Origin of the sequence: Desulfobacter sp., assembly GCA_028768545.1 — a bacterium.
GTDB lineage: Bacteria > Desulfobacterota > Desulfobacteria > Desulfobacterales > Desulfobacteraceae > Desulfobacter.
On record CP054838.1, the window covers coordinates 2,463,192 to 2,490,141 of the forward strand.

The 26,950-nt window shown below is 47.4% G+C and carries 22 protein-coding genes and 3 pseudogenes; 8 read left to right on the forward strand and 17 right to left on the reverse strand.

Features of this window, described 5'->3' with window-relative positions; genetic code table 11:
• The first annotated feature begins 3 nt into the window (after positions 1-3).
• Positions 4-1,044 carry a 23S rRNA (adenine(2503)-C(2))-methyltransferase RlmN gene (gene rlmN, locus HUN05_11835; GenBank protein ID WDP85737.1) on the forward strand — a complete coding sequence of 347 codons (1,041 nt, stop codon included), beginning with the start codon at positions 4-6 and terminating at the stop codon, positions 1,042-1,044.
• Positions 1,045-1,150: 106 nt separating this feature from the next.
• Here the strand turns inward: rlmN and HUN05_11840 are convergent, their stop codons facing one another.
• Positions 1,151-2,155, reverse strand: a complete 1,005-nt coding sequence (locus tag HUN05_11840) for a tRNA 4-thiouridine(8) synthase ThiI (GenBank protein ID WDP85738.1) — start codon at positions 2,153-2,155, stop codon at positions 1,151-1,153.
• A gap of 14 nt (positions 2,156-2,169) precedes the next feature.
• Here HUN05_11840 and nth point away from each other — a divergent pair, with 14 nt between their 5' ends.
• Positions 2,170-2,805 (forward strand): endonuclease III, encoded by a 636-nt coding sequence (gene nth / locus HUN05_11845; protein ID WDP85739.1) that lies wholly within the window; start codon positions 2,170-2,172, stop codon positions 2,803-2,805.
• Positions 2,806-3,016: 211 nt separating this feature from the next.
• Here the strand turns inward: nth and HUN05_11850 are convergent.
• From HUN05_11850 to HUN05_11860, 3 genes and pseudogenes are all read right to left on the reverse strand, one after another.
• Positions 3,017-4,297 (reverse strand): annotated as a pseudogene (locus HUN05_11850) (serine dehydratase subunit alpha family protein).
• Between the two features lie 271 nt (positions 4,298-4,568).
• Positions 4,569-5,234: a class II aldolase/adducin family protein gene (locus tag HUN05_11855; GenBank protein ID WDP85740.1), complete on the reverse strand. Its 666-nt coding sequence runs from the start codon at positions 5,232-5,234 to the stop codon at positions 4,569-4,571.
• Positions 5,231-6,730 (reverse strand): annotated as a pseudogene (locus HUN05_11860) (aminotransferase class III-fold pyridoxal phosphate-dependent enzyme). The gene HUN05_11855 and the pseudogene HUN05_11860 overlap by 4 nt, the downstream one beginning before the upstream one ends.
• A 255-nt stretch (positions 6,731-6,985) precedes the next feature.
• Here HUN05_11860 and HUN05_11865 point away from each other — a divergent pair.
• Positions 6,986-8,545, forward strand: coding sequence for a carbohydrate kinase (locus HUN05_11865; protein WDP85741.1), 1,560 nt, complete (start codon positions 6,986-6,988; stop codon positions 8,543-8,545).
• 3 nt (positions 8,546-8,548) lie between these two features.
• Here the strand turns inward: HUN05_11865 and HUN05_11870 are convergent, their stop codons facing one another.
• Positions 8,549-9,145 (reverse strand): TetR/AcrR family transcriptional regulator, encoded by a 597-nt coding sequence (locus HUN05_11870; protein ID WDP85742.1) that lies wholly within the window; start codon positions 9,143-9,145, stop codon positions 8,549-8,551.
• Positions 9,146-9,229: 84 nt separating this feature from the next.
• On the opposite strand from HUN05_11870, the gene HUN05_11875 reads away from it, so the two are divergent.
• Positions 9,230-9,967: an HAD family hydrolase gene (locus HUN05_11875; GenBank protein ID WDP85743.1), complete on the forward strand. Its 738-nt coding sequence runs from the start codon at positions 9,230-9,232 to the stop codon at positions 9,965-9,967.
• Between the two features lie 345 nt (positions 9,968-10,312).
• Here HUN05_11875 and HUN05_11880 read toward each other — a convergent pair whose 3' ends face one another.
• Positions 10,313-11,524, reverse strand: a complete 1,212-nt coding sequence (locus HUN05_11880; GenBank protein ID WDP85744.1) for an IS256 family transposase — start codon at positions 11,522-11,524, stop codon at positions 10,313-10,315.
• A gap of 249 nt (positions 11,525-11,773) precedes the next feature.
• Positions 11,774-11,971, reverse strand: a complete 198-nt coding sequence (locus HUN05_11885) for a hypothetical protein (protein ID WDP85745.1) — start codon at positions 11,969-11,971, stop codon at positions 11,774-11,776.
• A gap of 274 nt (positions 11,972-12,245) precedes the next feature.
• Between HUN05_11885 and HUN05_11890 the strand changes: the two genes are divergently transcribed.
• Positions 12,246-13,460 (forward strand): ISL3 family transposase, encoded by a 1,215-nt coding sequence (locus HUN05_11890; protein WDP85746.1) that lies wholly within the window; start codon positions 12,246-12,248, stop codon positions 13,458-13,460.
• Here the strand turns inward: HUN05_11890 and HUN05_11895 are convergent.
• Positions 13,430-13,879 (reverse strand): hypothetical protein, encoded by a 450-nt coding sequence (locus HUN05_11895; protein WDP85747.1) that lies wholly within the window; start codon positions 13,877-13,879, stop codon positions 13,430-13,432. The two genes, HUN05_11890 and HUN05_11895, sit on opposite strands and share 31 nt — an antisense overlap.
• Before the next feature lie 594 nt (positions 13,880-14,473).
• Positions 14,474-15,709, reverse strand: a complete 1,236-nt coding sequence (locus HUN05_11900) for an MFS transporter (GenBank protein WDP88042.1) — start codon at positions 15,707-15,709, stop codon at positions 14,474-14,476.
• A gap of 177 nt (positions 15,710-15,886) precedes the next feature.
• Between HUN05_11900 and HUN05_11905 the strand changes: the two genes are divergently transcribed.
• Positions 15,887-16,732: a phosphonoacetaldehyde hydrolase gene (locus HUN05_11905; protein ID WDP85748.1), complete on the forward strand. Its 846-nt coding sequence runs from the start codon at positions 15,887-15,889 to the stop codon at positions 16,730-16,732.
• 85 nt (positions 16,733-16,817) lie between these two features.
• Here the strand turns inward: HUN05_11905 and HUN05_11910 are convergent, their stop codons facing one another.
• The 8 genes and pseudogenes from HUN05_11910 to HUN05_11945 all read right to left on the reverse strand — a co-directional run bounded on the left by HUN05_11910 (position 16,818) and on the right by HUN05_11945 (position 24,127).
• Entirely contained in the window at positions 16,818-17,153 is a 336-nt protein-coding gene (locus HUN05_11910; GenBank protein ID WDP85749.1) for an Hpt domain-containing protein, read from the reverse strand.
• 33 nt (positions 17,154-17,186) lie between these two features.
• Entirely contained in the window at positions 17,187-17,885 is a 699-nt protein-coding gene (locus tag HUN05_11915; protein WDP85750.1) for a hypothetical protein, read from the reverse strand.
• A 14-nt stretch (positions 17,886-17,899) separates the two neighbouring features.
• On the reverse strand, positions 17,900-19,276 hold the full coding sequence (locus HUN05_11920) for an ABC transporter substrate-binding protein (GenBank protein WDP85751.1): 1,377 nt from the start codon (positions 19,274-19,276) through the stop codon (positions 17,900-17,902).
• Between the two features lie 54 nt (positions 19,277-19,330).
• A pseudogene (locus HUN05_11925) lies at positions 19,331-20,146 on the reverse strand (ABC transporter permease).
• Positions 20,133-21,326, reverse strand: coding sequence for an ABC transporter substrate-binding protein (locus HUN05_11930; GenBank protein WDP85752.1), 1,194 nt, complete (start codon positions 21,324-21,326; stop codon positions 20,133-20,135). Before HUN05_11930 ends, HUN05_11925 begins: the two are co-directional and overlap by 14 nt.
• Complete coding sequence (locus HUN05_11935; GenBank protein WDP85753.1) at positions 21,326-22,093, reverse strand: ABC transporter ATP-binding protein; 768 nt, start codon at positions 22,091-22,093, stop codon at positions 21,326-21,328. Before HUN05_11935 ends, HUN05_11930 begins: the two co-directional genes overlap by 1 nt.
• Positions 22,090-22,860, reverse strand: coding sequence for an ABC transporter substrate-binding protein (locus HUN05_11940; protein WDP85754.1), 771 nt, complete (start codon positions 22,858-22,860; stop codon positions 22,090-22,092). The genes HUN05_11935 and HUN05_11940 overlap by 4 nt, the downstream gene beginning before the upstream one ends.
• 793 nt (positions 22,861-23,653) lie before the next feature.
• The gene (locus HUN05_11945) at positions 23,654-24,127 is read right to left on the reverse strand and encodes a hypothetical protein (protein ID WDP85755.1); all 474 of its coding nucleotides are present in this window, start codon (positions 24,125-24,127) and stop codon (positions 23,654-23,656) included.
• A 198-nt stretch (positions 24,128-24,325) separates the two neighbouring features.
• Between HUN05_11945 and HUN05_11950 the strand changes: the two genes are divergently transcribed.
• Both HUN05_11950 and HUN05_11955 read left to right on the forward strand, forming a co-directional pair.
• Positions 24,326-25,495, forward strand: coding sequence for an IS4 family transposase (locus HUN05_11950; protein WDP88043.1), 1,170 nt, complete (start codon positions 24,326-24,328; stop codon positions 25,493-25,495).
• A gap of 157 nt (positions 25,496-25,652) precedes the next feature.
• The gene (locus tag HUN05_11955; GenBank protein ID WDP85756.1) at positions 25,653-26,864 is read left to right on the forward strand and encodes an IS256 family transposase; all 1,212 of its coding nucleotides are present in this window, start codon (positions 25,653-25,655) and stop codon (positions 26,862-26,864) included.
• Positions 26,865-26,950: the final 86 nt, after the last annotated feature.

A 26,950-nucleotide genomic window follows, 5' to 3' on the forward strand; every position in this document is an offset into this window, starting at 1 on the left:
AAGATGGAAAACATATTGGATCTCACCCGGGAAGAACTGAGTGAATGGCTTGATAGCAAGGGAATACGCCCATATCGGGCCAATCAGATTTTTAAATGGCTTTACCTGAAACTGGCCCAGGACTTTGACCAGATGACCGATCTTGGCAAGGAACTGCGCCAGACTTTGAAAGATCATTTTACCATTGGAAATATGATCCTGGAACAAAGAGAGGTCTCAGCCGATACCACTGAAAAATTTTTATTCAGGCTTGGGGACGGGACCTATATGGAAACCGTGCTGATCCCGGAAAAGGATCATTTTACCCTTTGTGTCTCTTCCCAGGTGGGCTGCGCCATGGCCTGCAAGTTTTGCCTTACGGCCAGAAACGGATTCACAAGAAATTTGACCATGGGCGAGATCGTAGGGCAGGTCAGGGAGGCCCGGGCTCAGGTCCAGAACATGGGGTATGACCCCCTAAGGCTGTCCAATATTGTGTTCATGGGCATGGGAGAGCCTTTGGCCAACTATGACAATGTTCTGCGGTCCCTTGCCGTGATTCTGGATACGGATTTCGGGATGAAATTTGCCACCCGCAGGGTCACCATATCCACCTCGGGGCTGGTGCCCAAGATTATTCAACTGGGACAGGATACGGATGTGAATCTGGCCGTCTCCTTAAATGCCACGGACAACAAGACCCGGTCCCGGCTCATGCCCATAAACGATACATATCCCATTGAGGACCTGCTGGGGGCCTGTAAAAAATTTGCCATGAAGCCCAGAAACAAGATCACCTTTGAATATATCCTCATGGCAGGGATCAATGATTCATTCGCCCATGCAAGGCAGCTGGCAGATCTTTTGATGCCCCTCCGGGCCAAGGTCAACCTGATTCCCTTTAACGAACATGAGGCAGCCCCGTTCAAGCGTCCGTCAAGGGAAAAGATCAATGGATTTTTACAGGTGCTCCTGGACCGGAATATGACGGCCATTGTCCGCAAGAGCAAAGGGGATGATATCTCTGCGGCCTGCGGTCAGCTCAAGGCAAAGTACCAGGCCTGAACCTTACCTTCTGCCGCTTGGGGCCTTTAGGCTTCCAGCCACCCGCCTTGAATATGATTAAAAATCTTAAGCCATATTTTGGACGGTTTTAATTCGACCATGAGCCTTAGTGAATGAGCAGGTCCTGAAATTTTCCTGGTGCCGGGGTGGCAACCGAGACTTTTCTTGTGTCCTGGCCTTGGAAGATTTTGACCTGTGTGACTATTCCTGGCTCGGCCTTGGTATACCCGGCCAGGATTTTAGCCCCTGTCAGGATCTGTTCTTCAGTCATATCTCCGAACATCAGGGCATCGGGTCCGGCCAGGTCTGCATGGCGGAGCCGAATATGGTCTTGGGCATTGTACAAGGCCATGATTTTTTTGTTGTCCCTTTGGTTCCTGCCCACCACAAGTTTGGTTTTTTCACCTATTCTGAAATGGCGGCCATGTTTTAAAAGGTGCAATTGCCCCGGATATTCGGTCTTCTGGACATAGAGAAGGTCTCGAAGCCGCTGGGAAAATCCCTTGTCCGTGAGCAGGCATCCTCCGGCAGGGGAGGGGAAATCCTTGATTTTGAACTCTTGGGCCAGGGCCATCTGCCTTTTTCTTCCCCTGCCGGAGATATCCAAAAGCTGCTCTCTGTCCACAAGCCCCTCTTGTTCCGCAAGGGTTTCGGGCAGCAGTTTTGCGCTCAAGGGCCTGAGAATATATCCGTCAAATCCAGAATGCTTTTCCACATACCTGAGGGCGTTTTTGGTCTGGGACTTGGGCCGCTGGCCTGCAACTTCACCTGAAAACAGAAAATCAAACCCCTTTTCTTTCATCAAAGCGCCGGCCAGGGAAAACATCAGGGTGTGGCAGTCCATGCAGGGGTTCATGTTTTTTCCGAATCCGGTTTTGGGCGAACGCATCATTTCCATGTAAACGTCGGTGATCTCTTTTACAATCAAGGGGATGTTGAAGTTTTTAGCGGCTTTTTTGGCGGCCAGGGCATCAAAAAACGGGGTTTCAAAGCTGATCCAGGTCACCTCAAGCCCCTGCTTTTTTAAAACAAGGGCGGACAGGATGCTGTCCAGTCCCCCGGAGCAAAGGCCCAAGGCTTTGGTCTGTGTTGTGGTTTTGTTTTGATTCATATATAAGGTGCTTTGTGGGTTCTGATTTTAAAAAAATTGCCGTTATTATCAAAAGATTAAGGTCGCGGTATCCTGTTGTCAATACCCAGCTTGACCACAAGACACCGTTTCAGCTACTTATTGCCACCATCATGTCGGCCCAGTGCACAGACCGTCAGGTCAACCAGGTCACAAGGGTATTGTTCTTTCATTATCCTGATCCTTTATCCCTTGCCAATGCTCCTTTGGAGGATATCAAGCGGATCATTTATTCCACAGGGTTTTACAACAACAAGGCCAAAAATATCAAGGTCTGTGCCCAAAAATTACTCGAGGATTTCAACGGAAAGGTGCCTGAAAAGATTGATCTTTTGACCACCCTTCCCGGTGTGGGGCGAAAGACCGCCAATCTGGTCAGGTCGGTGAGTTTCAAGATTCCGACCATTGTGGTGGATACCCATGTCAAACGGCTGGCCTTCCGCCTTGGCCTCAGTGATCAGACCGATCCGGAAAAGGTGGAGTTTGAGCTCATGGACATTATCCCCGAGTCATCCTGGAATGATCTTTGTCTGCAGTTGATCTATCTGGGCAGGGAAATTTGTGATGCCAGACATCCCTTGTGCCCGGATTGTTTTCTCAATGATATCTGTCCCGCCCATGGGATTGGATAAGTTTTTCCAAGGCTACAAATTGTCACCCTTCGGGCGAACCGATTTTACCTCATCTGTGTCGTTGCAGACCGTTCGCAGTAGATTCACTAAGGTTTTACAGCCTGGCGCCTTGCAGCTAAAGCAAAATCGATAAATATGCGGGGTAGCCGGTTCTGGCGGCCAAAGGCAAAGATCGGGCCTGTTTAAGGGGGGGGACTGGAATCTGTCTGGTCTATTCCCCGGTCATGATGCGGATGATCTCTTTGTCGGTTTCCCTCATCCCGTCCCTGCCTAATCTGCCGATATTGGCAATGGTATTTTCTACCCCTTTGGTAACAATCCCGTCTCCCCCGTAAAACTGCTGCCCTTTTTCATACATGTAAAACCCTAAAATTCCAGCCTCGACAGCCAGGGCGATTTTCCCGGCACAGGAGGGCTTTGCCCCGTCGCAGATAATTCCTGAGGCAATGGCCAGGGCATTGACAATGGTATGGGCAATCTCCTTATACCTGCCCCCGTGGAGCCAGGCAATGCCTGCGCCTGCACCGACGCCTGCGCTGATGGCTCCGCAATAGGCTGACAGCCTGCCGATTCCTGTTTTCTGGTGGATGGAGACCAGGTTGGAGACCACCAGGGCCCTGAACAGGCTCTCTTGGTCCGCCCCAAGTTCCCGTGCATATTCGATCACCGGAACAGAGGCGGTAATTCCCTGGTTCCCGCTGCCAGACACAATGACCACGGGCAGCTCGCATCCGCTCATCCTGGCGTCGGACCCTGCCGCTGCCATGGCCTTGGCCCGGATTTTTATCTCATCTCCCCAGGTCTCTAAAAGCACGGAGCCGACATTGGCGCCCCAGTCCCCTTTAATGCCCTGCTCGGCAATCTTTGTATTATAATCCACCTGTTGCTGGATCATATCTTTTACCTCGGACAGGGCAACTGAATCTGCAAACTCGAGAATATCTCTGACATTTAAAATTGACCGGTCGGTAAGGTTTGAGGTTTCGATCTTGTCGCAGGCCGAGTCCTGGAAAATAAGTGTTTCATCTTTGGTGATTTTGACAATATTGGTATGAAAGTTTGAGATTTGGACCGTGGCCTTTGACTCTCCTTGAAATACCCTGACAATGAGGTCAAAAATTAAATCGGTTTTTAATTTAGCAACCGTAACCTCTTTGGTCTCCAAAAAGGTTCTGATCTCTTTTTTCTGGGCATCGCTGACACTTGAGATGACTTCTAAGATTTTGTCAGGATCGCCTGCCACCACCCCTGCTACGGCCGAGGCGTCTATGCCTCGAAGGTTTCCCGTATTGGGAACCACCACGCTTTTTACATTTTTAATAATGTTCTCACTGGCTTCAACCACCACCCGGTCGGGCATCTGGCCCAGAACCGTCCTGGCCTAGGCTGCGGCATAGGCAATGGCTATGGGTTCGGTACAGCCCATTGCCGGTACCAGTTCTTCTTTGAGCGTATCAATATATGCCTTGTATCGTTTGTCTGTGGGTTCCATTTTAGGCCCTCAAATAAGGTCACAGGTTAGAGAGAACAGCAGTGTATCCCAATTGAAAATATACTGTTTATTTATTACCACACCCTATAATGGATTACCATAGACAAGAGATGGCTTGCCCGCATGGCAAGAGGGGGGCTTTAAATTTTTGGCTTTTGGCGTAATCTTTTTTGATCTATGCTCGAAATATTCAATATAGTTTTTGGGATAAAAATCTGCCCGGGCCTTGAACTCAAACCAAAATGTTATGATTATAGGTCCTTTTAGTCGTTTATGTGTTGCCCTCTTTTTTCTTGGAATACACGAACAGGTAGACCTTGTGCATCATATAGGCTTCCACCGGACTGATTTTTTTGGCTCCGCCCAGAAAAGAAGCTTCTATAAAGGCTTTGCAGGCCTTTTCAAGAACCAGGGCCGCGATCACGGCTTCTTCCAGGTTCCTTCCCAGGGTGACGGCCCCATGGTTGGCCATGAGGGCAGCATAGCGTCCCTTGAGTGCCTTTACGGTCGTGGTGACCAGTTTTTTTGTGTTGGGCAGGGCATAATCGGCACAACGGACACTGGGGCCTAAAATCTGGGCCTGGTCATCCAGAATAGGGGGCAGCTCCTGGCGGGCCGCTGCCACGGTGGAGGCATTGGGCTGGTGGGTATGGATAACCCCATTGATTTTTTTCCGGGTCTGGTAAATCCGGGCATGGAGTTTTTTTTCAGAAGAGGGCTTGATATTGCCGAATACCTCAAGGCTGTGATAGTCCATGATCACAATATCATCTGCGGTCATGTCCTCGTACCGCCGACCGCTGGGGGTAATGGCCATGAGCCGGTCATTGATCCTCAGGCTGCAATTTCCCCAGGTGCCTTCCACAAGACCCTTTTCCATGAGCTGCCGCCCTGATTGACATACCGCTTCTTTTTCTTTTTCATAGGATCTCATCATACCCCCTCAATATTTTTAAACACCCGTTCAAACCGGACAAGGGCATCATCAATGATTTCGTCGGTGTCTGCGGCAGAGGTATAGAGTATAGAGCCTGCCAGCGAGACAATGCCCTCTGCCATATAGGCGGCCCCCATCTCTTCCATGACCTCTTTTCTGGCATGGATCTGTTTAATGGTGCCGGGAATTTTCCAGGGCCGGTTCCAGGGAATATGAAAGAGCATGGTGCCCACGGTTTCAAGGTGACAGATAGAGCCCTGGTTAAAGGCCACAAACGGGAGATTATACTTTTTAATGAGCCGGTCAAGCCCCTGGGTCAGGCGGTCTCCTGCCCGGCCTGCAACCACAGCCGCATTGGTGCGTTCAATTTCGCACAAGGTCAGATAGCCTGCGGCTGCGCTCAAGGGGTTGGCTGCCATGGTGCCGCCGACCAGGGCTTTTTGGGACCGGCTCTGGATACCGGCGGCCAGGTAGGCCATGTATTTTTCTTTTCCCCCAAGCCCGCCTGCAGACGGATAGCCCCCGGCAATGATTTTGCCGAATACCGTGAGATCCGGGGTGACATTGAAATATCCCTGGGCACCGCCCATCCCCAGACGAAAGGCCGTGACCACCTCGTCAAAGATCAGCAGGGCCCCGTATTTGTCGCAAAGGGCTCTGACCTTTTGGTTAAAGTCTTTGTCCAGGGGGCGGGTTCCGCTTTCAGGGCCGATGGGTTCCATGATCACGGCGGCGGTGCCGCCTTTAAATTTATTGCGCCACAGTTTTTTTTCAAGGTCTTTGATCTGGTTGGGGAAAAATTCCTGGGTGTATTTAAAGCAGTTTTTCGGTACCCCGTGGGCTTCCAAATGCTTGATGCTGGGCAGGCGGATGCCATAGGCCAGCTGGTCGCTCCACCCGTGGTAGGCCCCTCCCATTTTCAAAATGTATTTTTTCTTTGTGGCCAGCCGGGCAATGCGGATGGCGGCCATGTCCGCTTCCGTGCCAGACCCTAACATGCGGAACATGTCCACCCCCTGCATGTGCTGGGCCACCTTTTGGGCCAGTTTGAGTTCATATTCATGGAAAAGCCCTGTAACAGGGCCGCAGGAGTTGAGCAGGTCAATGATTTTTTCCCGGATCTCAATGGGATTGCTGCCCAAAAGCGTGGGCCCGCCTGCCTGGAGAAAATCAATATATTGGTTGTTGTCCAGATCGTGGAGAAAGGCGCCTTGTGCCCGGGTAAAGACCAGGGGGAAAGGATAGTTAAAGGCCAGGTTGTGCTGGACGCCTCCGGGGATAAATTTTTTAGCCTTTTGAATCTGGCGTTTGGACTGGCTGCAATGGGTTTCAAACCAGGCGTTTTAATCCTCAAACGCCTTTTTTTTCAGCCTTTGGATGGGTTGGGAGATCAGAGCGTTTAATTGTGTCATTACCCTCTGGGTATCGTGGTATTCTTGAATGGCAAACGAGGCCTTTTGGGGAGTCAAGGATATGTTTTGGGAGTCTGGATTCATAAGCCCGCCTTTTTTAGGGTTTCAGTGTCTGTGGGGCTGTCATTTTCCCATGCCCCGGACTGGGATGAAATGTTTTGTACTGACCAGTCGGTTTATAAGAAATCAAATTCCCGGGATTTTGTCAAGAAAAAAAGAATGGGAAGTGCGGGTATGAAGGTGGGTGTCAGGCCCTTGCAAAAGAAAAATCTTGACCGAACTGACCAGTCAGTATATTCAATTAAAGTGTTTGATAATTTTTATAAAAAAGGAGTTGCCATGACCCGCCCCATCCATGTCGTGACCTATGATATTGGAACCACAGGTGCTAAAACCTGCCTTTTTCGCCTGGATAAAGAGTTGACCCTGGACGGGGGCTCTGAACAGCGGGTAGATGATTGGTGGCAGGCCATGTGTGAGGGGACCTGCGCTGTTTTGTCCCGGGCCGGGTCTGCCGGCATTCAGGTGGAGGCCATTTCATTTTGCTGCCAGATGCAGGCCCTGATTTTAGTGGATGAAAACGGCAAGGCCGTGCGTAACCCCATGGGATATATGGATACAAGGGCAACCCCCCTGTTTGAACAAAAATTTGCCTCAGGGTTTCCCAGAATTGAAAATCTAAATGCCCGCAAGCTGTTAACTGCGCTTTATATATCAGGCGGGGCTGCTGCCACGGCAAAGGATCCTTTGTGGAAATATCACTGGGTCAGGGAGAATGAACCCCAGGTCTTTGCCCGAGCGTATAAATGGCTGGATGTCAGGGATTACCTGGCCCTGAGGTGTACAGGCAATTTTGCCATGACCCGGGATTCAGCCCATTTGACGTTTTTGTACAATACCCGGCCCGGACATGAAGGCTGGTCCAGGCAATTGTGCCGGATTTTTGAGGTGGACATGGACCATCTGCCCCGGGTCGAAACAGCAGTGGACAGGGCCGGCAAGCTGACCCAAAAGGCGGCCCGGGCCCTTGGCCTTGCCCAGGGAATCCCTGTTTTTGCAGGCGGCGGGGATATCACCCTGATTCCCCTGGGCTCAGGATGCATGGATCTTTATGACACCCATGCCTATGTTGGCACTTCGGGCTGGGTGGTCTCCAATGTGGACAAACGCATGGTGGATGTTAAAAATTTTATTGCCTCCATTTCAGGGGCCATGCCGGGTCAGTATAATTATGTAGCTGAACAGGAAACCTCAGGCCTATGCCTTCAGTGGGTCAGGGACCATTTGGCGCTGGACGAGATCGGCGTTTATATGAACGGGGCTGAAAAGCGCCTGGATCCCCTTGAAAGCAACCGCTTGTATGAGTTGATGAACCAGACCATTGACCGGGTTGATCCCGGGTCAGGCGGGGTGATTTTTACCCCCTGGCTCCACGGCAACAGATCGCCCAGGGAAGATGCCCATGCCAGGGGGATGTTTTTTAATATCGGCCTTAATACGGGGAAAAAAGCCATGATCCGGGCAGTGGTCGAGGGGATTGCCTTTCATAAAAGATGGATGCTTGAGGCCATTGAACGAAAGGTGCCTCCCCAGAACACCCTGCGCCTGGTCGGGGGCGGCGCCAGATCAAAAATGCTTTGCCAGATTATGGCAGATGTTACAAAACACCAAATAAAGGTGCCTGAAGATCCTCAAAATGCAGGGGCGGCTGGGGCGGCCATTGTCTGTGCCATGGGGCTGAACGCCATCGGCTCTGTCGATCAGGCCAAACAGCTGATTCGGATCCAGTCTTCCCATTTGCCAAACCCTTCAGCCTCAAAGGTCTACGACCATATGTTTCCTGTGTTTAAAAAGCTTTACCAGAAAAATAAATCCTTGTTCCGGACACTTAACGCCTGAGTCCTATGGGGTTTTGGGGGAGACCAGGCCTGCGGAAAGGATGGTAAAAACAGTTTCAATGATCTTGTCCATTGAGTCCTGATCCGGGTTTTCCAGGTAATGGCTGCACAAAGAATCAATGATGCCGATGATGGCCATGGCAGAGAGATGCGGGGGCAGGGGGCCTAAATACCCTTTTTCCTGGCCCTCCTTGAGCAGGGTTTCAATAAAGGTGTTAAACTGGTGACGCACCCCTTTGATCTCAACCCTGACCTGGTCGTCAATGCCCGAAGACATTTCATTGGCATAGATTTGGGTGACTTCGCCATTGGCAATGTAAAGGCGGATCATGGTGGAAACAATGGATTTAAAATGGAGCAAAAAGGGCAGGTCTGATTCAAGCTCTTTTTCAATGGTGGTCATGATCTGGTTCAGACCCTGGGTGACTGTGGCGCCAAAGAGTTTGGACTTGCTTGAATAATTATAGTAAAGGGTGCCCTTGGCCACCTGTGCCAATTGGGCAATTTCATCCATCTTGGCCTGGTGAAAGCCTTTTTTGGAAAAGACAATGCCTGCGGCATGTATGATTTTTTCTTTTTTTTGCTCGTGGTTTAATGCCATTTTTATTTTAAATACCTTGATTTTAGGGTGGATTTACCTGATTAATTGCAAGGATAATTATATTCGACAGGGGATTTTCTGTCAATGCAAAAACTGACCAGTCAATACAAAAATAAAAATCAGAAAATTCTCAAAACCCCTGACAATAAAGGCGTGTCAGCCGCTTTTTTTGATGTGGACAATACCCTGATTCAGGGGGATACCCAGGCCATGGAAGCCTGGTTTGTGTTGAAGCAAAAAAAATTTGCCATAAAGCCTGTCCTATGTTTTTTCCCTGTACTGGCCGCCTCTGTTTTGGCAAGGGCAGGGAGGTGTTCCCTGTGCCGCCAGAATGAAATTTATTTAAAAACCTATACCGGCAGGACCCGAAAATCCCTTGCTGCCCAGGGCCGAAATTTGTTTGATCAGGTGGTGAGCCAGCGCTTTTTTAATCATATGCTTGCCCGAATCCAAGCCCACAAACAAAGAGGAGATGTCATTGTATTGGTCTCCGCTGCCACCAGACATCTTTTAACCCCTTTGGCCGCGGTTATTCATCCGGATGATATTTTTTGTACGGAACTTGAATTTGACCCCCAGGGCAGATGCCTGGGGCAGGCCCTGGGAAAAATCTGCATCCAGGAGAGGAAAAAAGAGATTGCCCTTTTTGTTGCCAGGGAGAAAACGCTTGATCTCAGTGCCTCTTATGCTTACTCAGACCATCATTCAGATATTCCCTTGCTGGCCTGTGTGGGCCATCCCCATGCCGTAAATCCCACCCCAAAGCTCAAATCCCATGCCCTGAAAAACAATTGGCCTGTGCTTGAAAAAAAGGATCTTTAAAGGGGGTAATCCGGCTTAATAAATATATTGATGATATCAAAATGGTTTTGACTTTTAAGTGTAGTTTACCGATATTCATGTTCGAAAAGATTTATATTATTCTCTGGGTTTTTGGGTTTGCAAGGAATCAGGGATTTAATGTATATTGTTTCCTTTTCCAAATGCAGATACCAAGGGAATGTTCAGAATTCTGTGTCACGGTTTCGGTTCCCGGATCTGCCTCAGCGCCAGCGGAAGTAAAAGTCAGGTCCGAGAATGGGCCTTCAATCAGCCACGTCGGAGGAGTTGACTTTTGCTGGAGTGGAGTTCCTGGAACCATCTTTTCCATCTGTAAATAAATCCCTATCAAATTCCCAGCTCTTTATCCAGCCGGCCTTCAAAGAAAATTGCCAACTGGGAAATTGTCAGTGACCAATTTTGAATCGGCATTGTCCATTTTTTACTGGCGTTCTGGATCCCCATGTAAAGCAGCTTTAACAGGCTGTTCTGGTTCGGGAATGATCCCTTTGTTTTGGTCAGTTTTCGAAACTGTCGATGCACAGCCTCAATGGTATTTGTGGTGTATATTATCCGTCGAATCTCTTCTGGATATTTAAAGAAATGACTGAGGCGTTCCCAGTTGTTCCGCCAGGATTTTATCACAATCGGGTATTTGTCATTCCATTTATTTTCCAAGATATCCAGTTCTTCTTCGACCAGATCCTTATTGACCGCTTTATAAACACGTTTTAGATCTGCCATAAATTCCTTTTTATTTTTGGAACCAACGTATTTCAATGAATTTCGGATCTGGTGGACTACGCAGAGTTGAACTTCTGTGTCCGGGAATATGGTCTCAATGGCCTCGGGTAAACCTTTTAGACCATCAACACAGGCAATCAGGATATCTTTTACCCCTCGGTTTGAAAGGTCTGTTAACACCTGCAGCCAGAAGTTCGCACCCTCATTCTCGGATATGTACAGCCCAAGAATCTCTTTGCGGCCCTCGATATTCACCCCAAGAATTGTGTAAACGGCTTTGCTGCCGACCTTTCCGTTTTCTCGTACTTTATAATGTATGGCATCAAGCCATACGATTGGGTACACATTTTCCAACGGCCTGGCCTGCCATTCTTTGACGGTATGGATGATTTTATCGGTAATGGTGCTCAGAGTGGCATTTGAAATCTCAAGTCCATAGATTTCCTGTAAATGGGAAGCCATATCATTATAACTCATGCCCAGGCCGTAAAGGGCTATTATCTTTCTTTCAATTTCATCGCTGAGCGTTGTCTGATGTTTTTTGACGATCTGTGGAGAGAAGGTTCCGGCCCTGTCACGCGGGGTTTCCAGCTCAAATTTACCATCCAGGGATTTAATGGTCTTTTTGCTTTTTCCATTACGGCGGTTGGCAGAAACTTCCTGCCCGAGATGGGACTCCAACTCTCCTTCAAGAGCAGCTTCAGCAAGATTTTTGATTAATGATGTAAGGACGCCGCCCTTACCTGTGAAGGGTTTACCTTCCTGGATGCCTTTAAGGGCTTTTTGAAAATCAAATTCGGTGTTTTCTTCGGTCATGTCAGTTCTCCTTATTTAGCTGAGTATATCAGCTTTCATTCAACTGACACAGAATTTTGAACGCCCTCGATACCAACACTATTAACTGTGGTTCCAGTACCTTTATATGCTTAGCTGAAAGAGCAGTTGAAGACAGACCCGGACTTTGTAAAGGGGATCTTGGGGCCGAAGTGGTTTGAATTGTTTTCCAAGGGGAAATTAACCTTGCAGAAGATGACCACGGACGGCCGGATTAAAAAGTTATCTGAATTATAAATCCGTTCTCATCCTTTCATCAAGATGGGTTATTCCAAGCTCCCAACCTTCATGAGCTGATTTTTCATCAGCATAAATTGGACCACGGGCACCACAGTTATCACATTGCGCCTGAAACCCTTCCTCTGGTGATGCTTTAATTAACTGAATAACTTTATCTCTACAAAAAGGACACCCGTTTTTAGATTTCATATTTGCCCCCCACTATAATATTTTTTAATTGACATGTTTCCCGATCTTAACGACACTTTTTAAGAAGGCCTTACATTTATTTTTATTTTCCAACGCGTCTGCAATTTCTGATGAGTACTGTTTTTTGGTTCATCAGAAAATCGCGTACCTGGACTGAGAAACATCACTGGGAAGGCAATAACACAGTAAGGATTTTTATGCTTGAAATGATGGTGTGAACATGATCATGTTCTAATTTTTTTGTGTTATTCGCACAAAATCGGAGAATGAATTAATGTCCACAAGCTTCATATACCATGCCTTTGGCCTTCGTGACTACTTTTATAAAACAACGCGTTTCATCGGTGGAATAATCACTTTTGAACTCATACCAAAACCGGAGGCGGTAAAATGCCCGGAATGTAATTCCAGGTCCGTCACCAGGAAAGGGATTGTGACAAGAGATCTCAGAACAATACCGGTAGGTTCAAAACCCGTGATTCTCAGGACGGCTATCCAGAGAATTTGGTGTTCGTTCTGTCAATTTGTCCGGCAAATCAAACTATCCTTTGCCCAGGAGGGGAAAAGCTATACCCGGGCTTTTGAACGGTATGTCTTGGAGTTGTCTCAGTTCATGACAATCAAAGATATTGCCATCCATTTAAGGATCAGCTGGGATACGATAAAGCAGATCCAGAAAGAAGACCTGCTGAGGCGTTATCGAAATATCCCCCTTGAGAAAGTCCGGCAGATTGCCATAGATGAAATTTCCATAGGGAAAGGGCATAAATACTTGACCATCGTGATGGATCTGGAATCCGGTAGAATTCTGCACGTGGGAGAAGGAAAAGGTGGTGAAGCTTTGAAATCTTTTTGGACAAAAGTGAAAATATCGAAAGCAAAAATCAAAGCCGTCAGCATCGATATGTCCCCGGCATACTTGAGTGCTGTTATTGAAAATCTTTCTGGTTCAGCAATTGTCTTTGACAGATTTCATGTTGTTAAATTGTTCAATGAGAAACTGTCGGATTTCAGGCGAAAGCTCTACAACCTTCTTGCCAATACCGGGCAACAAAAACTTCTGAAGGGAGTCCGGTGGCTTTTGTTAAAAAATCCCGAAAACCTCAGTGATGACAAGAAGGAGGCCCAACGGTTAGAAGAAGCATTGAAAATAAATCAGCCGCTATTGGTAGTCTACTACATGAAAGAGGAACTCAGGCAAATATGGAATCAAAAGAAAAAAGAAACAGCTGAAAAGATAGTCAGCAATTGGATCAATCTGGCCAATATTTCCAAAATTCCAATGTTGATGAAATTTGCCAAGACCTTGGCTGTGCACAGGCAAAGAATCCTTTCATACTATGATTACAGGATATCTACAGGTCCTTTAGAAGGGACAAATAACAAGATAAAAACCATGAAACGGAAAGCTTATGGATACAGGGATTCGGAGTTTTTCAGGTTGAAACTTTTGGACCTTCACAATAAAAGGTACGCATTAATCGGATGAACCTGTTTTTTAATGATATCTTTGCATCCGGCCTCTGACAAAGAATCAAAATATTCCAAACTTTCTTTAAGTTCACCAATAAATATCTTTTTTTCAGGGGAATATTTTTCTCGAATTTTACACATTCTTTCATAACCGATCTGACGAAGGGTATATCTTCCATAATCTGCCAGGATATAGCCTTTTTTTACCATACGATTGATTGTTCCTTGCAAAGATTTTTCAAGGGTTTTGTCTACTTCATAACCGCATGCCCCAAGAGTCTTATAAACGAACGGCATCCCCTGATCACCTACAATGTCCTGACGATCAAAATCACCATTGGGTTTTAAGAATGGAACCATCTTGTCAACAAGCAAAAAAAACATAACCTCCCAATTTGATTTTTCCCCAGCTATTAACAATCTGTTTTTTGCCATAATCAAGGTCCCCTTTATTTATGTTTATTTGCGTTCACCTTACGCCCTTTTCTTGTCACTTTCAACTACATTTTCAGCAACTTAAGAAAATATTTAAATTCTAAAACTGGGGGGGCTATTCCCCAGTTCTTAACACGAAAACTGGAAACGAAAACGAAACTGGAGAGTGACATAAAACTGGAAAAGAAATTAAAACTGGGGAGAGAATTCAAACTGGAAAAACTCAACTATATTATCGCCGATAACAATTTTTTAGAGATATCAAGGCGCAGCATTTTGTGCGAAGTTTAAGTTCTAAAATTAGAGACTATAAAAATTAACAATATTGGAGATTAAACCGACTTTGAGATTGATTACAAGTTCATTTTAAAAAAAATGACTGTCATATAGTTATGATGTCGAATTTTAATGATTGAGCCGTGGGCATATCCTAAAAATTTAAAATGATCGTATTGTTAGATATTACCATTTGGATTTTTATTGTACCACCCCGTCAATCTGATAAGCATTCTTGTTCAAGGAGACAAGTCTGAGTACCCCCCGGTAAATTTATCATGATCTTTGTAACATTAGATTGGGTATTTAAGGGTGAAATCATTGCTTCTGCTCTCTGGCGGCCAGGATGGTTTTGGATTCATTCAGGGCAGTGCTTAAGATGATATTAATCAGGGTCAGCCCCACGAAAATGATCATGGCCGTTTTCATGCCTGCCAGGTTCATGAACAGGATAAATAAAATGCCCGAAACCTGGCCGATGAACAAAAGCAGGCCCTGGGATATGGATTCCGGTGCCGGGCAGGTGATTTCCGCGCAATACTGGAACCCTACAGGTGCCCCTGCGCCGAGAAGAAAAAACCCCAGGACAAATGAAGAACTCAGCAATAGTTCATAGTCGTTGAAAAAGGCCAGGCCTGCAAGCCCGGGGGTCATTCCAACCATGGCCAGGATGATAAAGGCCCGCCTTTTTTTCAGCCGGTCTGAAAACTGGGGCAGGATCAGGGCCCCGAGGATGCCGGCCACCAGCATGATTCCGCCTGCAATTCCTGTCTGTTCCATGGTCAGCCCTTTTTGCTGGCAGATCTGGTCGATGCAGGTGGAAACGGCATTAAAGATGCCAAGGCCGATGAAAAACAGGGGGAAGAGGTATTTCATATCCCTTTGGGCCATGATGTGGCCAAAGCTTTGGGCGATGCCCAGCCGTTCCAGCGGTTCAAATATTTCCGGGGCTTTGGCCGGTTTTTCCCTGAGAAAAACCACCAGGATAAGGGCGCTGGCAACTGAGATCAGGCCGTAGGTCATGAGCATGGACGAAAGATCATAGACCCCGGGGGTTGGGGTGTGGATCATCAATGGGGTGAGGATCATCACAATGATGATGCCCACAAATTGAGCCAGGGTGGCAATGCCAACAGCAATGGCCCTTTCATTGAGGGGAAACCATTGAACCGCCACCTTGGTGGCAGCGTTGAGGATAAAGGGCTGGGTCACGGCCAGGCCGGTCTGGGCAATGACCACCAGAGTATAGTTGTGGGGAAATAGGCCTTTCATGAGCCCGAATATCCCGGTCAGTACCGCACCGATACTCAGGCCCGTACGCAGGCCAAGGGTGTCAATGACCCAGGAGACTGGAATGCAGACAATTAAAAATACGCCCATGAAGATTAAAGAGAGAAAATCAATGGACAGGGCAGAGACATTGTAAAAGAGTTTTGCCTCTCTGGCCACCGAGGCAAAGCTCAGCCATTGGATCTGGATCACGGCGGTGATCAGGGCATAAACCAGAAGAATAACCCATCGGTATTCATAGATTTGTGTCGTATTTTTTTGTATGCTCTCTCCTTTGCTAAAAATAAACTGACTGGTCAGTATGAATTTTTTAGTATACCCTTGTGTACCTGTCAATGCTAAATTGTTATGCCAGGTCAGGGGGGTTTTAAATCTTTTTTTGTGTACCCCCCTGAAAATTTTAGTATTGTCCAATACAAGCCATTTATATAAAGGAGAATCATGAGTCTGTCTGTCAGCAAAAACAGGTATTCAGGCCCTGTTCAGGCCGTTGTTTTGGACTGGGCCGGCACAGTGGTGGATCACGGGTGCATGGGGCCTGCCGCCGTATTTGTGGAGGTGTTCAAAGAACGGGGTATTGAGATCAGCGCCCAGGAGGCCCGTAAATTTATGGGGGTTGAGAAAAAAGAACATATTCAAAAATTGTGCGCCCTGGACTCGGTCTCAAAGGCCTGGCAGGAAAAATACGGGGCTTTGCCCGGGCAAATTGAGGTGGATAAACTTTATGAAAGAACGGCGCGGCTTATGGGGGAAGCCATTTGCAAACATGGGGATCTTATTGGCGGAGTTGTCCCGACGGTCCAGGCCCTAAGGGATATGGACATAAAAATCGGTTCCTCCACAGGATATGTCAAAGAGATGATGGATGTGCTGGTGCCCATTGCCCGGGATAAAGGATATGCTCCGGATGCTGTTTTTTGTTCTTCTGATGTGCCCCAGGGAAGGCCCTTTCCCTGGATGTGCTACCTTAACGCCATAGCCCTTGGGGTATACCCCATGGCGGCCATGGTCAAAGTCGGGGATACCATTGCTGATATTCAAGAAGGTCTGAATGCGGGCATGTGGACCGTGGGCATTACCAGGACCGGCAATGAAATGGGATTGACCCTGGAAGATCTCGAGGTCCTGGATCCTGGGGTGCGCAGGGCTAAAATTCAAACGATTACAAAGGCGTTCAAGGCTGCCAATGCCCATTATGTGCTTGAGCAGGCCGGGGATCTATTGCCCGTGATCCAGGAGATCAACCGTCGTCTGGCCCATGGTGAAATGCCCCCCGGGGTCTGCTGACCATCTGAGTTCAAGAGAAGATCCTTTTTCAAAAGAGATGGCCCCTGCAGCCTTTTAAATCCCAAAACCCATGGATTGGGGAACCTTAAAAAGGGCATTCATCTATGAACAAAATCACCTTTTGGCATTCGGCTTCAAGCATGGCCAGTTTTTCATCAATGCCTTCCAGGTCCTGGCTTTGACCTGCTTTTTCAATGGTATATGCGGCATTGGCTGCGGCATCGGCAGCCAGGTATTTAAGCGAGCCTTTGATCTTGTGGGCATTGTTGTCAATTTCCACAAACTGCTCTGTCTCTATGGCGGTTTTGATCGCTTTGATCATGCCCGGGTATTCCACGAGAAAATCGGCAAAGCATTCCTGGATAAGTTCGGCATCATTGCCCATGATTTCGTTGAGTTCATCAATGTTGACAACCGGCATGGCGCTTCCTCTGATCTTAAGCTGTTTTAGGACTTATTTTTTTTGTTCCCAGAAGTCCCGGCTTTCCTTGAGGATATCATTAATGTCGTCATCCAGGTCCTGGGCCTTTGGATCCTCCGGGTCAATCCCATTGTTATCCTCTGGCTCAAGTTCCAGATTTTCTGTCAAACACTCTTCTTCCTCCAAGGCCTCAAGCTCCAGTTCCGGGTCTGGGTCATCTTCCAGACCATCACCGGGCAGATCATCATCTTCCAGGTCATAGTCGGGCAGGTCTATGGAAATATCGTCCACCAGGTCCCCTTCAGGGCTCATCTCTTCATCCAGGGCCGTGTCATTGTCAATATCTTCCATTTCGGGCAGGGCAAAGTCGGCTTCTGACTCATCATCATTGGGTTCCAGGTCTGCTTCGGCCAGGTCTTCCAGATCCGGCATATCCAGATCCGCCTGATTTTGGGCATCCTGATCCTGGGCTTCCGGGTCACCCAGGGGGGTGTCAATGAAATTTCCTTCCCGGTCAAAGAGGAGGCTGCCGCTTAAATTGACTTCAAAATCAAGCCTGAAAGCAATCTGGTTATCATGGATCACAATCTGGCCACCCTTTGATCCCAAGGCAGCTACAGCCATCCGTTCTTTGAGGATATCTCTGACCGCGTCCAGGTCCAGGTCTTTCTGGACAGAGTCGATCAAATCCTTTTCTCCGTTTTTTATAACTTCAGGGTCTGTAATTTTCATCCAAGCACCTCGCTTTAGATATTATAGGCTGTATTGGCAAAGCTGTTTTCTATAAAGCTGTCAAGGTCGATGATTTTCCCGATTTCCATAACATCGTGCATGTATTTTTGAATTACATCCAAATCCCGGGCTTCGGGATAAAGGCCGTCCCAGCGGATGGCCATGGGCTGGGAAAAAACATTTTGCAATACCTGGGGATTGAGCCCCATTTTTCCCTGGGGATCCAGAAACTTAACCGCTATCTGGGCGGCCCTGTTTTTATCGTTTTCAATGTATTCGCCCGTTTCCACCAGCAGGGAGACAAATTCCTGGGCCGCTTCCGGATGATCCTGGATAAAATCTTCCTGCATGGCCACAACACAGCAGGGATGGTCTTCCCACCGGTTGGCAGAATAAAATTCCAGATTGCCGATCTCCCCTTTAATGGCTTTTGTGGCCACGGGTTCGGCCACCATGAATCCTGCCACATCCTCGTTTTCTTTCATGATTTCGGGCATTTTAATGGGGGGAACCACCTCAAATCGTACATTAATGGCTTTTTTACCCGGCACTCCGGGTTTAAGTCCCAGTTCCTTTAAAAATTTGTGGGCCAGCATATGGTGGACGCTCATTTTATGGGGGATATCCACGACCTTATACTTGTAAAAGCTTTGAAGGGAATCAAACCTGTAGTCGTAATGCCTGGACCTGACAAAGGTTGAACCGTTTTTGTGGGCAAATAATACCAGTTTGATGGGGGAATCATAGGCAAAGAGATCCATGGCAATGGGGGCAAGCACAAAGGCGCAGTCAATTTCTCCGTTTTCAAGGCCTTCCTGGATAGGGTTCCATCCGTTCTTGAGACTGGTGGTCAAATCAAAATGTTCGGGTTCCACCTCTCCTATGTCAATTCTGTGCTTTAGAGCACCCAAAGCCAGGTGGTCGGTAATCTGGATATGGGCCACATTCAGTTCCACCCGTCCGCCAATGGTGGATCTTTGTTTTTTCACCCGCTGGGTCTCACCGGCTCCCCCTGAAAAGGCCTTTTTAATGGCCGTGGTGATTTGGGCCTCGTCAAAGGGCTTGGGGCAGTGGGCATTACCGCCGGCATCCATGATGAGCATCTGCTGGCCCTTATCCGACTGGGCTGTGGCCATGATAAAAGGCAGAGATTTAAATTCCTCCGTGGCCCTGAGGGCCTGGAGAAATTCAAGGCCGTCCATCTGGGGCATGTTCCAGTCTGAGATGACAAGATCTGGTTTTTCCGCCTTGACCTTTTCGATTCCGTCTGCCCCGTTCACTGCCATGACAAGGTTGGTGAAACCGGCTTTTCCCAGGATTTGTTTGAACATGATCCGCATGGTTCCAGAATCGTCAGCCACAACAATTTTAATGTTTGGATCTACCGCCATAAAATACTCCTTAAATCATACATGGTATTAATATTTTTTCGTAAATTATTTTATTCATTCCAGGACCAGCTGAATCCTTTGAAAGGCCCGGTCCAGCATAAATCCCAAAATACCAATGGCAATGATCATCGCCATGAGTTTATCATATTCCATGGTATCTCTTGCATCATTGATCAGGTATCCAAGGCCGCTGGATACCCCTAAAAATTCAGCCGGAACCAATACGATCCAAGCCACGCCCAGGGCCAGTCTCAAGCTGGCCATCATATGGGGGATGGCATGGGGAATAACAATGGTTCGTATGAGCTGAACATTATTGGCTTCCTGGTTCAGAGCCATTTTGATCCATTGGGGATTGATTTGCATAACCCCGATGGCCGTATTGAGTATTATAGGACAAATGGTGGCCATTACAATCAAAAAATATACAGCCGACTCAAAGCTTGTAAATAAGAGCAGGGCAATGGGCATCCAGGACAGAGGGCTGATCATTCTCACAAACTGGACAGAGGAATAGGAAAGGCCTCTCAGCCGGGGGTAAAATCCAATTAATACGCCCAGGGGAAGCCCGATAACCGAGGCAATGGCAATTCCCACAATAATCCTGCGAAGGCTTGTAAATACAGATATCTATAATTTGGGAGTTTGAAAGGCCTTTCCAAGGGCGGCCAGGGTGGGACCGGGCAAAAATCCGTTAAACTGGGAAAATTCAGGCCGGGTAAAGAGCAGGCCTGCAGCAAGGGCCCAGGCCCCGGCAAATAGGCAAAAGCCGAAAAGTTCGTATTTCCACCCAAACCAGACCCGGGTAAAAAGGGGGGTCAGACCGACCTGCCTTGAGCTTCGATGGAAATTTCGTTTAAATGATTTCAACGATTTCTTCCCTGACAAATGGTTTTTCCATATCAAAATGGCCAAATTGCCTGATCCCTCCGGTTTTGTCCAGCGCTTTTAGAACAAAGGAGTCATCCACCAGTTCTTTTGCTGCGGCATTGGCATCAAGGCCTGATAAAAATTGTGTATTCCCCTCCACCCGTGTTTTTTTCATCTGATCCACTATGAATTTTGTGGCAGAGGGAAAGGGATAGGGCTGAAATCCGATTCTTTCCACCTCCCAATCCGGGTGAGTCAGTTCTGTTTTTTTCGGATGAACAAAGACCCGGGCCAGCACTTTTTCCGGCAAGGGCAAGTATCCTTCTCCATCCCTGCTGAGTAAATGGGCGGTCTCTTTTGGGTTCTTCATGCAACAGGCCTGGGCCCGGACAATGGCGTTCATTGCTTTTTGAACCCTTGCCCGGTCCTGTCGGATCAGGTTTTCATGGGTTACGATAACACAGCAGGGGTGGTTTTTCCACATATCTCCTGAATAACGCATGATCCTGGCTGAAAATTTTTCCTGGGACAGGGCGTTAAAGGGGTCAGCCACAATAAAGGCGTCAATTTTTTTACCCAGCAATGCCGTGGGCATGTCCGGTGGGGGCAGGATAAAAAGGTTGGTTTCATGGGGGGCCAGGGGAGCGGATTGGGGCTGGATCACCGGGGTCAGTCCCTGGGCGCTCAGACCCATCTGCATGAGCAGATTGTGCATGGAATACCATGAGGGAACGGCCACCTGACGTCCGCCAAGGTCTTTGAACTGATGAATTGGGGAATCGCCCCGGACCGTTACGGCAGAGCCGTTGGTGTGGTCCCAGGCCAGGACCTTGACCGGGACGCCCTGTTTAAACCGCATCCACACGGGAATGGGAAAAAGCATGTGGGTGAGGTTGAATTTTCCGGCTAGAAAGGATTCGCTGAGCACCTTCCAGGATCTCACCATTACCGGGCGTTCAACCTCAAGGCCTTCCTGGGCAAAATACCCAAGGCTATGGGCCACAAGCAAAGGGGTGGCATCGGTGATGGGCAGATATCCCAATTTTATGGGCGGCTTTTTTCCAAGCACTTTTCCGGGCATGATCAAAGGCGCACAGGCCGCTGCCGTTGCCGCTGCTGCCGCGGTCTTTAAAAATGACCGGCGGGATACATGGGGTTTGATCTTGGGACCTAAAGACATTATATCAGGCTCCGTTTGGCCAGGTACGCATGTTTAAACCGGTCCAGGATTTTTTTCCGCAATTCCTTGATTGTCGGATCCTGCCTGTCCCTTGGGTATGGTTCCTTAATTTCAAATATCTGGGTGACATTGGCAGGCTCCCCTGCCAAAAGCACAATCTTATTTCCCAGGCGGAGGGCTTCGTCAATGTCGTGGGTGACAAACACGGCTGTGAATTGTTCAGACAGCCATAAATTGGTCATCTCTTCCTGGATATGGGCCTGGGTAAAGGTATCCAAAGAGGCAAATGGCTCGTCCAGCAAAAGGGCAGAGGGCCTTCCCACAAGGGCTCTGGCAAGGCATACCCTTTGGGCCATGCCAAGGGAAAGCTGGCTGGGTTTTACCTTGGCCGCCCCTGTCAGTCCCATGATTTCCAAAAATTGACTCACCCGGTAATCAAGGTCCTGAACATCATGTCTGATCCTGCATCCATAGGCCACATTGTCCCAGACGTTGAGCCAGGGAATCAGGGCCGGCTGCTGGAAAATGATGGACCTTGACGGGTGGATGCCGCAAATGGGCTGGCCGTCCACGCAGATTCGTCCTGAACTCGGGGTTTCAAGGCCTGCCAGTAAATTGAGCAGGGTGGTCTTGCCGCATCCGGATTCGCCCAGGATAATAACAAAATCCCCTGAATCAATGGAAAAGGAAATATCCTTTAGCACCAGACCGTTGTTCTCTTTCTGGTGGTTGTAGGCTTTGTTTACTTTTTCAATATCTATTTTCAAGGGGCCAGTTCCCCCAGGGCTTTTTGTGCAAGATCCGGTTTAATAAAACCGTCCAGATCGGTATTGCCTGACAAAATCCCCATGGAATCACTCATATAACGTCCTACAATATTGAGAAGGTCGGGGTCGGGGAGCAAAAGGGCTGGGGTGAATTTGACCCTGGATGCCTTGAGGGCTTCTGCCGTAATAGTTTGGGGCTGGTTTAAAAATGCTGCAGCAAGATCAAGAATATTTTCGTCCAAAGGTTCAATTCCCCTGGTGTAAGTGTCAAGGGCGGCCGCTGTCCTGAAAAAGAGGCGTACCAGATCAAGGAGGGCGCTGCCCTCTTTGTCCACAAGCCTTTTTTCAACAACAAATCCGCAGCAGGGATGGTTTTCCCAAAGATCCTGTGAGGTGAGCAGGGGGGCGCCATATCCCTGGTCAACCATAAGCGTGCCATAGGGGTCTGCAGTCATGAATCCTGCAATGTCTCCCTCTTGGTCCAGGGCCATCATTTCGGGCATGAGCCGTGGAGGAACAGGCTCTGCCAAAACACCTGCTGTGGTGGCAGATGATTCCAGAACCATCCCATTGGCTGACATGAATTGGTGAAGGAGCATATGCTGAACCGAAAGGGTGTGGGGAATGAGAAGGCTTTTTCCTTGAAATTCGCCGATTTTGTTAATACCGGGGTGATTGACCATCCGGCTGCCTGCCCTGTGGACCAGCATAATAAGACAAATGTCCAGGCCTGCATCAAAAAGGTCCATGGCCATGGGAATATTCATAAAGGCGGCATTGATTTCATTGGACTGAAATCCATTGTAAAGCCTGTGTCATGAATTCATGGCAATCCTCTGGATGCCTTGGGGCAGTTCGACATCCATATGTGTCGTCCCTGATAGTTCAGGCAGGGCAAGTCCCAATATCAGGTGATCGATAATATTTAAATGCCCGATGCGGATATTCAGAATGGTTTTAACCCTTTATTCATTAGGATGCTTCATTTATTTATGGAGTCAATTATTACCACAGACATCAGGCCATTGGCAAGTTTATAAAAGGGTATAATGGTGAGGGTCTTATCAGAGCCGAAAGGTGAACAAAACCGGGTCATCACCGGGAATAGCCTTTTTTTTGTTTACCCACAATTGTCCTTCCCTATGATTGCATCGGTCTAAACAGCGGGGTGATCCAAAACACCCCGAGCTGACGCGGTGGTGTCCGGGCCGAAGGTTTTGACACCCCAGGACACGGGACCTTAATTATTCGGTTCTGATTTTTGGGTTTGATGCGCTTGGGTCTGCATCATGGTCTTTGCCTGAAAGCGGATCGGTTAAAGCGTTTACCGGCCCTCGGGATTGCCCTGGTTGGCTTTTTGTCAGTGCCGGGGTTGATAACCCAGGATAAATGCGGTAAAAAAGGTCAAAAAAACCAATAATTTGACAGAATATCCCAATGGCGAGACAATCAACCACCCCGGTCACCAGAGATTATTATTTAAAGCCCGGTTTTATTTACCTGCCCGGGACGCCCACCTTAATTTCCACGGTTTTAGGGGGCGCATTCCCATTTTCCCGGTTATACCGCTGGCACTGGATTGTGCATGTTTGCCATCTGCTTCAGGCAGTTCCAACGCCCTGCTTTATAAAATGATCGCAGCATAATCATTTTTTCTGCATTCTCCCGATACCAAAAGATGCATGGACCTTTAAGACGTAAATTCACGACTCTCCGAATCGAACTTTCAATAGCACCGCTGCCAATAGGTAAGTTCAACGCTTTTACAGTTGAGAAATTAAGCCTCAGTTCATTGCGCACAAAATAATCCCGTTCCGTCTTGATAGTCTTACTGTTTCTGCCTCTACAAAGCTTCTGGACGGCCTGTACCACCTCAATCGCCTTTCCCTTCAGCAGAAGACCTCGCTGCTTCGATACCCAGCGTTTGCGTTCCTTGGATGACCAGGTCTTCCTTAAGCCTGCTACTGTACCCAGATGCTCAACTGCATGGTAGAAATCGAGAAGTTCATACACACGCTCAGGAGCCAAACCCAATGCTTTTAGCAGTCCGGGGATTCGATTCCAAATCCAATGTGCCCCATCTGCAACAAACAGTATTTTGTCTCAGTAGTGTCCGGTTAGGTTGTTGCGTATAAAAAGCATCTAAAATCATTGAAAAAACAGTCTGTTTTGTGTTGACAAATGTGCGTAAAAATTTTTGTGCGCCTTGAAAATTTAACTCAAGGAGCTCAAATGACGCACATCTCAGTCCCTAAAAAACAACTACGGTCCCTGAACTTTGACAATTTCAGGTGCCCTCTGATAAAGTCACTTTCAAAAGCACCGGAATTACAATCTCGAGGAGACCGCCCTTTAAAAATGACATTCGAAGACCAGATAAATGCTTTGGTTTATTTCCATCTTCAGGAGCACAAGTCTGCCCGACATTTAATTCAGGATCTCAAGGAGAATGTTTTTGCTAAAGAAAATATTGCGCCAGACGGTGGTATCAGCCGTAGTAGTTTCTGTGAAGCCATCAATCACAGGGGACTCGAACAACTGCAATTTATCTTTGAGGATCTTTATAAACAGGCTCTTGAGTGTCATCCGGGTGAACACGCCGAGTTAGGAGAGTTGGTTTCCATTGACGGTAGTCTCATAAATGCAGTCCTTTCAATGCACTGGGCGAACTACAGAAAAGGAAGTAAAAAAGCCAAAGTACATTGCGGATTTGACATTAATCACGGAATCCCAAACAAAATCTTTTTGACTGAAGGCAACGGCGCTGAACGCACTTTTGTTCCCAAAATACTTTCCAAGGGGCAAACAGGTGTTATGGATCGTGGATATCAATCCCATAAAGAATTTGACCTGCTTCAGGAGCAAGGCAAACATTTTGTCTGCCGTATAAAAACCAGGACAACAAGAACAATTATTGATAACCACGAGACCCCTTCCGACAGCTACATTTTTTATGATGCACTGGTTAAACTTGGTACTCCGAATCAAAACCAGACGAAAAGGCCTGTTCGGGTTGTTGGCTATAAAATTGCTGGCGTCAAATACTATGTGGCAACTGACAGGCATGATTTAACAGCGGAACAAATAGCAACAATTTATAAACTCCGGTGGACCATTGAGGATTTTTTCAAATGGTGGAAAGAACATCTGAAGGTATATCATCTCATTGCCCGCAGTGAATACGGCCTTATGGTTCAGATTCTTGGCGGCCTTATCACTTACCTGTTACTGGCAATCCATTGCCAAAAACAGTTTAATGAAAAGGTCACGATCAAAAGAGTTCGGCAGCTGCGAACCGCCATTCTAAATGACCTGTTTGGCTGCGAGGAGCAGGGCTCTCATAGTTCAAACAGGGACAATATTGTCAAAGATCAAAAAATTATTGAGCAAGCAAAAACCTAACCGGACATCACTGATTTTGCATTTTAAACTCTTTTTAATTAGTATGGCCCAAGTGATATAATTAACCCCTTGGGATAATAATAAAAACCGAGGGCGTTCAAAATTCTGTGTCAGTTGAATGAAAGCTGATATACTCAGCTAAATAAGGAGAACTGACATGACCGAAGAAAACACCGAATTTGATTTTCAAAAAGCCCTTAAAGGCATCCAGGAAGGTAAACCCTTCACAGGTAAGGGCGGCGTCCTTACATCATTAATCAAAAATCTTGCTGAAGCTGCTCTTGAAGGAGAGTTGGAGTCCCATCTCGGGCAGGAAGTTTCTGCCAACCGCCGTAATGGAAAAAGCAAAAAGACCATTAAATCCCTGGATGGTAAATTTGAGCTGGAAACCCCGCGTGACAGGGCCGGAACCTTCTCTCCACAGATCGTCAAAAAACATCAGACAACGCTCAGCGATGAAATTGAAAGAAAGATAATAGCCCTTTACGGCCTGGGCATGAGTTATAATGATATGGCTTCCCATTTACAGGAAATCTATGGACTTGAGATTTCAAATGCCACTCTGAGCACCATTACCGATAAAATCATCCATACCGTCAAAGAATGGCAGGCCAGGCCGTTGGAAAATGTGTACCCAATCGTATGGCTTGATGCCATACATTATAAAGTACGAGAAAACGGAAAGGTCGGCAGCAAGGCCGTTTACACAATTCTTGGGGTGAATATCGAGGGCCGTAAAGAGGTTCTTGGGCTGTACATATCCGAGAATGAGGGTGCGAACTTCTGGCTGCAGGTGTTAACAGACCTTTCAAACCGAGGGGTAAAAGATATCCTGATTGCCTGTGTTGATGGTCTAAAAGGTTTTCCCGAGGCCATTGAGACCATATTCCCGGACACAGAAGTTCAACTCTGCGTAGTCCACCAGATCCGAAATTCATTGAAATACGTTGGTTCCAAAAATAAAAAGGAATTTATGGCAGATCTAAAACGTGTTTATAAAGCGGTCAATAAGGATCTGGCCGAAGAAGAACTGGATATCTTGGAAAATAAATGGAATGACAAATACCCGATTGTGATAAAATCCTGGCGGAACAACTGGGAACGCCTCAGTCATTTCTTTAAATATCCAGAAGAGATTCGACGGATAATATACACCACAAATACCATTGAGGCTGTGCATCGACAGTTTCGAAAACTGACCAAAACAAAGGGATCATTCCCGAACCAGGACAGCCTGTTAAAGCTGCTTTACATGGGGATCCAGAACGCCAGTAAAAAATGGACAATGCCGATTCAAAATTGGTCACTGACAATTTCCCAGTTGGCAATTTTCTTTGAAGGCCGGCTGGATAAAGAGCTGGGAATTTGATAGGGATTTATTTACAGATGGAAAAGATGGTTCCAGGAACTCCACTCCAGCAAAAGTCAACTCCTCCGACGTGGCTGATTGAAGGC

Coding starts and splice junctions, on each gene's coding strand:
- HUN05_11880 (WDP85744.1), bottom strand. CDS start 11,524: ATGACCGAAGAAAACACCGAATTTGATTTTCAAAAAGCCCTTAAAGGC.
- HUN05_11930 (WDP85752.1), bottom strand. CDS start 21,326: ATGTCTTTAGGTCCCAAGATCAAACCCCATGTATCCCGCCGGTCATTT.
- HUN05_11950 (WDP88043.1), top strand. CDS start 24,326: ATGACGCACATCTCAGTCCCTAAAAAACAACTACGGTCCCTGAACTTT.
- HUN05_11890 (WDP85746.1), top strand. CDS start 12,246: ATGTCCACAAGCTTCATATACCATGCCTTTGGCCTTCGTGACTACTTT.
- HUN05_11855 (WDP85740.1), bottom strand. CDS start 5,234: ATGATGAGATCCTATGAAAAAGAAAAAGAAGCGGTATGTCAATCAGGG.
- HUN05_11955 (WDP85756.1), top strand. CDS start 25,653: ATGACCGAAGAAAACACCGAATTTGATTTTCAAAAAGCCCTTAAAGGC.
- HUN05_11875 (WDP85743.1), top strand. CDS start 9,230: ATGCAAAAACTGACCAGTCAATACAAAAATAAAAATCAGAAAATTCTC.
- HUN05_11940 (WDP85754.1), bottom strand. CDS start 22,860: ATGAATATTCCCATGGCCATGGACCTTTTTGATGCAGGCCTGGACATT.
- HUN05_11895 (WDP85747.1), bottom strand. CDS start 13,879: ATGGCAAAAAACAGATTGTTAATAGCTGGGGAAAAATCAAATTGGGAG.
- rlmN (WDP85737.1), top strand. CDS start 4: ATGGAAAACATATTGGATCTCACCCGGGAAGAACTGAGTGAATGGCTT.
- HUN05_11905 (WDP85748.1), top strand. CDS start 15,887: ATGAGTCTGTCTGTCAGCAAAAACAGGTATTCAGGCCCTGTTCAGGCC.
- HUN05_11865 (WDP85741.1), top strand. CDS start 6,986: ATGACCCGCCCCATCCATGTCGTGACCTATGATATTGGAACCACAGGT.
- HUN05_11870 (WDP85742.1), bottom strand. CDS start 9,145: ATGGCATTAAACCACGAGCAAAAAAAAGAAAAAATCATACATGCCGCA.
- HUN05_11885 (WDP85745.1), bottom strand. CDS start 11,971: ATGAAATCTAAAAACGGGTGTCCTTTTTGTAGAGATAAAGTTATTCAG.
- HUN05_11915 (WDP85750.1), bottom strand. CDS start 17,885: ATGAAAATTACAGACCCTGAAGTTATAAAAAACGGAGAAAAGGATTTG.
- HUN05_11910 (WDP85749.1), bottom strand. CDS start 17,153: ATGCCGGTTGTCAACATTGATGAACTCAACGAAATCATGGGCAATGAT.
- HUN05_11920 (WDP85751.1), bottom strand. CDS start 19,276: ATGGCGGTAGATCCAAACATTAAAATTGTTGTGGCTGACGATTCTGGA.
- HUN05_11840 (WDP85738.1), bottom strand. CDS start 2,155: ATGAATCAAAACAAAACCACAACACAGACCAAAGCCTTGGGCCTTTGC.